Origin of the sequence: Pseudomonas sp. (genome assembly GCF_037994325.1) — a bacterium.
Classification (GTDB): domain Bacteria; phylum Pseudomonadota; class Gammaproteobacteria; order Pseudomonadales; family Pseudomonadaceae; genus Aquipseudomonas.
On record NZ_JBBNAH010000496.1, the window covers coordinates 1 to 6178 of the forward strand.

The 6178-nt window shown below is 60.6% G+C and carries 6 protein-coding genes; all 6 read right to left on the reverse strand.

The genetic code is table 11. The features are described from left to right. Positions 1-150: 150 nt before the first annotated feature. On the reverse strand, positions 151-1620 hold the full coding sequence (locus AAAB16_RS16845) for an aldehyde dehydrogenase family protein (protein ID WP_340664357.1): 1470 nt from the start codon (positions 1618-1620) through the stop codon (positions 151-153). Between the two features lie 24 nt (positions 1621-1644). Further along, a complete protein-coding gene (locus tag AAAB16_RS16850; RefSeq protein ID WP_340664362.1) occupies positions 1645-2451 on the reverse strand; it encodes an ABC transporter permease in 807 nt (268 codons plus the stop codon). Between the two features lie 16 nt (positions 2452-2467). Then, positions 2468-3376: an ABC transporter permease gene (locus tag AAAB16_RS16855; RefSeq protein WP_340664358.1), complete on the reverse strand. Its 909-nt coding sequence runs from the start codon at positions 3374-3376 to the stop codon at positions 2468-2470. A 75-nt stretch (positions 3377-3451) separates the two neighbouring features. Then, a complete protein-coding gene (locus AAAB16_RS16860) occupies positions 3452-4594 on the reverse strand; it encodes an extracellular solute-binding protein (protein WP_340664359.1) in 1143 nt (380 codons plus the stop codon). Positions 4595-4650: 56 nt separating this feature from the next. Then, complete coding sequence (locus AAAB16_RS16865) at positions 4651-5769, reverse strand: ABC transporter ATP-binding protein (protein ID WP_340664360.1); 1119 nt, start codon at positions 5767-5769, stop codon at positions 4651-4653. A gap of 158 nt (positions 5770-5927) precedes the next feature. Then, positions 5928-6178, reverse strand: a 251-nt coding sequence (locus AAAB16_RS16870; RefSeq protein ID WP_340664361.1) for a TolC family protein, incomplete at its 5' end; no start/stop codon positions are given.

A 6178-nucleotide genomic window follows, 5' to 3' on the forward strand; every position in this document is an offset into this window, starting at 1 on the left:
CCCAAGCCCTATATGAGCGTTTGGGTTTTCAGGTGGTGGCGCAGCGAATCTCCAGCCTCAGGGGCGTTCCCGATCACCGTTATATGGAGAGACCGTAGGGTGTGATCCGGGAAATCGCTTGGGCGCACACCGTGCGCGGACCGGCACACTCTACAAATACCAACCCCACGGCTCGCTGCCGATGTACTCGGTGACTTGTTTGACTTCCAGATAATTATCCAAGCCCCAGCGCCCCAACTCGCGACCAATGCCGCTCTGTTTCATGCCGCCCCAGGGCGCCTGGTTGAAGGTGGGTTGTGAGCAGTTAACCCAGACAATCCCGGCGCGCAGCCCATTGGCTACACGGGTGGCGCGCTGTGGGTCGGCGCTCATCACCGCGCCTGCCAAGCCAAAGCGGCTGGCGTTGGCCATACGAATGGCGTCTTGCTCGGTGGTAAAGCGCTTTACGCACAGCAGCGGGCCAAACACTTCTTCGCGCCAGATAATGCTGTTCTCTGCCGGCTCGTCGAAGATGGTCGGCTCAATAAAGTAGCCCTGGTCGAGATGGGCGGGGCGCTTGCCGCCGGTGAGCAATTTGGCGCCGCTCAGCTTGGCCTGTTCAACAAAGCCGATGACCTTTTCCAGTTGCCCTTTGCTCACCAGTGGCCCGAGCAGAACACCCTGCTCCAGGCCGCTGCCGATGGTGATTGCGCGAGTGGCCTCGACCAAGCGATCGAGCAACTTACTGGCAATGCCCTGCTGCACTAATAAGCGCGAGGTGGCGCTGCACACTTGGCCCTGGTTCCAGAAAATGCCGAACAAAATCCACTCCACGGCAGCCTCAATATCGGCATCGTCAAACACGATAAACGCCGACTTACCGCCCAACTCCAGGCTAATGTTTTTGATATCGGCCGCCGCCGCCGACATAATTTTCGCCCCGGTGGGTACGCTGCCGGTAAAGGCCAGCTTATCTACTTGCGGGTGCTGACTCAGTGGGCTGCCGGCGTCGGCGCCAAGGCCGGTGACGATATTCAGCACACCCGCTGGCAGGCCAATTTTGTCGGCAGCCGAAGCCAATTCCAGTGCGGTCAGTGGCGTCAGCTCCGACGGTTTCAGCACCACGGTGGCGCCTGCGGCCAACGCTGGCGCCACCTTCCACGAGGCCATCAGCAAGGGGTAATTCCATGGAATAATCTGCCCCGCTACGCCAATCGGCTCACGGCGAATATGGCAGCGAAAACGCTCATCCGGCAGCGCCAGGGCTTCGTTCTGCTGGCCGTCCAAGTCACGGGCCAGTTCGGCGTAATAACGGAAGCAGCCGATGGCGTCACCAATGTCCCACTGCGCCTCGGGCAGCGGCTTGCCGTTGTCGCGTACTTCCAGCAGGGCCAAGGCGTCCTGGCGGCCTTCCAGCTCAGTGGCCAAGGCCTCTAGCCATTGGGCGCGCTCGGCGCCGCTGGTTTGCCCCCAACCATTATCGAAGGCGCGGCGTGCGGCGCGCACGGCGTGGTCAATGTCCTCTTCGGTGCCGGCGGGCACCCGCTGAATCACCTGCTCGGTAGCCGGGTCCAGCGTATCGAAGTAACCGCCCAAGTCCGGGTTTACCCACTGGCCGTTGATATACAGCTGATCGCGCATCGCTCTCTCCTTTTACCGCTCGGCTTAGGCCGCGCGGCGGCCTTGCAGATAACGGGAGGTGAACAGCAACGCCAGGGAGGCGAGGATGATCACCGTGGATATGGCATTGATCTCCGGCGTGATACCGCGGCGGATCGACGAGAAGATGTAGATCGGCAAGGTGGTCTCGGAGCCGGCGACAAAAAACGCGATGATGAAATCGTCAAAGCTAAAGGTGAAGGCCAACAGAAAGCCGGCCAGAATCGCGGGCGCAATCTGCGGCAAAATCACCCGCCAGAAGGTTTCCAGCGGCGGTGCGTAGAGGTCGGCCGAGGCTTCCAACAGCGACTTATCCAGCGCATCGACCCGCGTGCGCACAATCACCATCACCAGCGCCATGGTGAATAACGAGTGCGCCGTCACCACGGTAAAAAAGCCCATGCGCAATTTTGGAAGGCCCATATCCAGGGCCGCCAGCAGCGGGTTAAATAGGTCGAACAGGGTGATAAAGGCAATCAACGTGGCGATGCCGATAACAATGCCCGGCACGATAATCGCGCAATAGGTCAGCGCATCAAACACCATGCGCACCCGCCCACTGACGCGCTGCAAACCAAACACCGCCAGGGTGCCGAACAGCGTCGCGAGCAAGGCCGAGCACAAGGCAATCAACGCGCTATTGCCCAGCGCTTCCATGATGAAGGGGTTGCCAAACGCCTTGCCAAACCACTGCGTGGAGCAGCATTCAAACGACAAGCCACTGCGCCCAGCGTTAAAGCTGAACAGCATGATCAGCGCGATAGGCGCATATAAAAACAGGTACACCGAGGTCGAATAGCTGCGTAGAAACAGGGCTTTATCATTCATCTCAGAGCATCCCGTCTTGCTGGCGGCCGCCGTAGCGCGCCACCAGTTTCAGATACACCGCGATAATCGCCAGCATCATCGCCACCAGGGTCATGGCCACGGCGCTGCCGAACGGCCAGTTGCGCGATTGCAGGAACAGGTCGACCAGCGCGTTGCCAACAAAAAATACCTTGCCGCCGCCGAGAATCGCCGGAATCAGGAATTCGCCCATCAGCAGGATAAACACCAGCATGGCCCCAGTGATTACCCCCGGCGCGGAGAGCGGCAGGGTCACGCGGCGAAAGGTTTCAAAGGCGCCGGCACCCAAGTCGTGGGAGGCCTCGAGCAGGCGCTTGTCGAGTTTTTCCAGGCTTACGTAAATGGGGAACACCATCAGCGGCAGGTAGCCGTAAACGATGCCGATCAGCACCGCCGTTGGGGTATTGATCAGGCGCACATCGTCCAGCCCCAGGCTGGCCAGCAGCGCCGGAATGCCTTTGCCGCTGAGGATAAAAATCCACGCGTAGGTGCGGATCAGAAAGCTGGTCCAGAACGGCACAATTACCAGGGTCAGCAATAGCGAGCGATTGCGCTGCACCTTGACCGCGAGGAAATAGGCCAGTGGGTAGGCGGCCACCAGGCACACCAGCGTGCCGAGTGGCGCGAGCACCAGGGTGTTGCTAAACGCCGCGGCGCGCGAGGCGAGGTTGAGGTAATTGGCCAAGGTAAATGCCGGGCTGTAACCACCCACCGTGCTGCGTTCACCCAGGCTGAAGACCAAAATGACCACCAGCGGCATCAAGAGCAGCAGCACAAACCATAGGGTTGAGGGCAACAGCAGCAGCCAGGTGATACGCCGGGCGAGGCTGGCCTTGGCGCTCGGCACGGCTGCAGCCACCGCAGGCAGCGGTGCGCTAACGGCTATGTTCATGGGGGAATCCTTGGGCATAGTTTTGCATCTCACGCGGTTAGCCCCCTCTCCCGCAAGCGCGCAGAGGGGACTGGCTTATGCCGCTTTAAACCGCGCCATCAACTCGGCACGCACCGGGCTGGTGAGGGTCGCCGCCGCACCAAACTCCAAGGTGCTGAGCAGCTCCGCCGCCGGGTACATAATCGGGTCGTTAAGCATTTCTTTTGGCAGCAGCGCGTCGACACGTTTGTCGCCACTCGGGTAGCCGTGGGCCTCGACTTCCAGCTTGTTCACCTGTGGGTTGAGCAGGAAGTTGATAAAGGCATAGGCCGCATCGCGGTGTTCGGCGTCTTTGGGGATGGCGAAGAAGTCGCTCCACAGTTCGCCGCCTTCTTTGCCCAGGGTGAATTGCAGGTTGGGCAGGTCGCGGTGCAGTTGCGAGCCGTCGCCGGTCCAGCACATCGACATCCAGGCATCGCCGCTGCGCATGGAGGGCTGGTAGTCGGAGTTGATGGCGAACAGGTGCGGCTTCACTTCGATCAGCAGCTTCTCGGCAGCGGCCAGTTCTTTTTCGTCGAGGGAGTTAAAGCTGTAGCCGAACGATTTCAGCGCGTTGCCGATGGCAGTCAGTTGGTAGTCGTGAACCATCACGCGGCCAGTAGCCGGGCCTTTGGCCAACTCCCAGAATTCTTTCCACGACGCCGGTTTGCCTTTGATTTTGTCGCTGTCGTAAACAAAGCCAGTGGTGCCCCAGTTCTTTGGCACGGCGTAGACCTTGCCGTTGACGATGCCCTGTTCCATAAAGCGTTTTTCGTACGCCTTGGGGTCGAAGTTGGGCAGGCGCGAGAGGTCCAGTGGCTCAATCAGGCCCAGTTCCACATAGGTGCTGATGGTGTAGTTGGTCGGCACAAACACATCCCACCCGCTACCCCCGGCTTGCAGCTTGGCGAGCATTTCTTCGTTGGAGCCAAACACGCTCATCTGCACCTTGGCGCCAGTCTGGCTGGCGAAGGCTTCAAGGTTGGCGGCGTTGTGGTAGTTGGGCCAGGTGGCCAGGGCTACGCGGTCGCCAATAGAACCTTTTTCGGCGGCGTAGGCGGAGCTGGTGAGCAGGCCAGGCATATTGCTGGCGACCACGGCAGCGGCTACGCCCAGGCCGGTGCGGCCGAGGAAATCGCGGCGGGTGATGGAACCGTTCTGCCAGCTACGCATTGTCTTGATGAAGTCTTTTTTGTCCATGGTGCTTCCCCTTAAACGTGTCGGTTTTTAGTGGTGGACCTGCCGAACTGCGCCTATCAAAGTCCCATCGCCAAGCCATTGGCCTGGTCCCAGCCGATCCGCACGGCAGCACCGTGTTCAAAGCTGGCTTGCTGGTGTTCCCGCGCCCGTGGCACGCGTACGCAGACGATGCCAAAGGGTTCGGTACGAACGCGGTATTCGGTGAGGTTGCCCAGGTAGATACGGTCTTCTACTTGGCCGTTAAGGGTGATTTCACGCGCCAATGGCGTGTTGGCGGCGGCGATGCTGATCAGTTCCGGGCGCACGGCAATGCAGCCCTCAACCTGGGCACTGAGGCTGGCGCCGCTCGGGCTGCGCGGGCTGGTGAGCTGTAGGCCTTGGGCGGTTTCCAGCACCACCGAATCGCCCTCAACGCGGCGCACCGTGCCGTTAAACAAATTCGACTCACCGATAAAGTCCGCGACGTAGCGGCTGGCCGGGGTTTCGTAGAGTTGCTCGGGGCTGGCGGTCTGCACGATCACGCCGTTCTGCATGACGCTGATGCTGTCGCTCATCGACAGTGCCTCTTCCTGGTCATGGGTCACCAGCACAAAGGTGATGCCGACTTCGCGCTGCAAACGCAGCAGCTCGGACTGCATTTCCTTGCGCAGTTTGCGGTCGAGCGCGGCCAGGGGTTCGTCGAGCAGCAGCACGGTGGGCTTGTTGACCAGGGCACGAGCCAGCGCCACACGTTGCTGTTGGCCGCCGGAAAGCTCGCCCGGTTTGCGCTGGCCGTAGCCACTTAAGCGGACCATTTCCAAGGCTTCGTCGGCGAGGCGGCGCTGCTCTTTTTTGTCCGGGCGCGGGGTTTGGTAGCGCAGGCCGTAGGCAATGTTGTCCGCCACGTTCAGGTGGGGAAACAGGGCATAGCTCTGAAACACCATATTCACCGGCCGCTGGAAAGCCGGCACGCCGGCAACGGATTTGCCAGCCAGCAACACTTCACCTTCGCAGGGCTGCTCGAAGCCGGCGATCATCCGTAGCGTGGTGGTTTTGCCGCAGCCTGAGCTGCCGAGAAAGGAGTGGAAGGCGCCACGGCGCACTTGAAAGCTCACGCCGTTGACGGCGGGTGTGGCGCCGTAGCGCTTCACCACCTGACGGAACTCAATATCGAATGCTTGGCTGGAATCGCTCACCGCTCGCCCCTTCGCTGGTTCTTATGCTGTGCACGAAAACTAACAATGGGGGTGGGGGGCGTATATATCCCTTGGGGGATAGAGGCGCAGGTGTGCTGACGCGTCAATAAAAAAGCCCCGACAAGTCGGGGCGTTTTCTGTGGCCGGTTATTGCCTGATCAATAATCCGGCTTGGCGCTGAGGTTCTGTTCAGCCGAACGTGCCAGGTCTGGCGGCAGGAAATCTTTGTCCGGGTTGTAGTCCGGCTTGAGGAAGCGCGCCAGGGTTTCCAGGTCGGCCGGGCTCAAGGTGCCTGCTGCCTGCTTCAAGCGCAGGTTGTCGAGGATGTAGTCGTAACGGGCGTTGTTGTAGTTGCGCACCGAGCTGTACAGCTGACGCTGGGCGTCGAGCACGTCAACAATGTTACGGG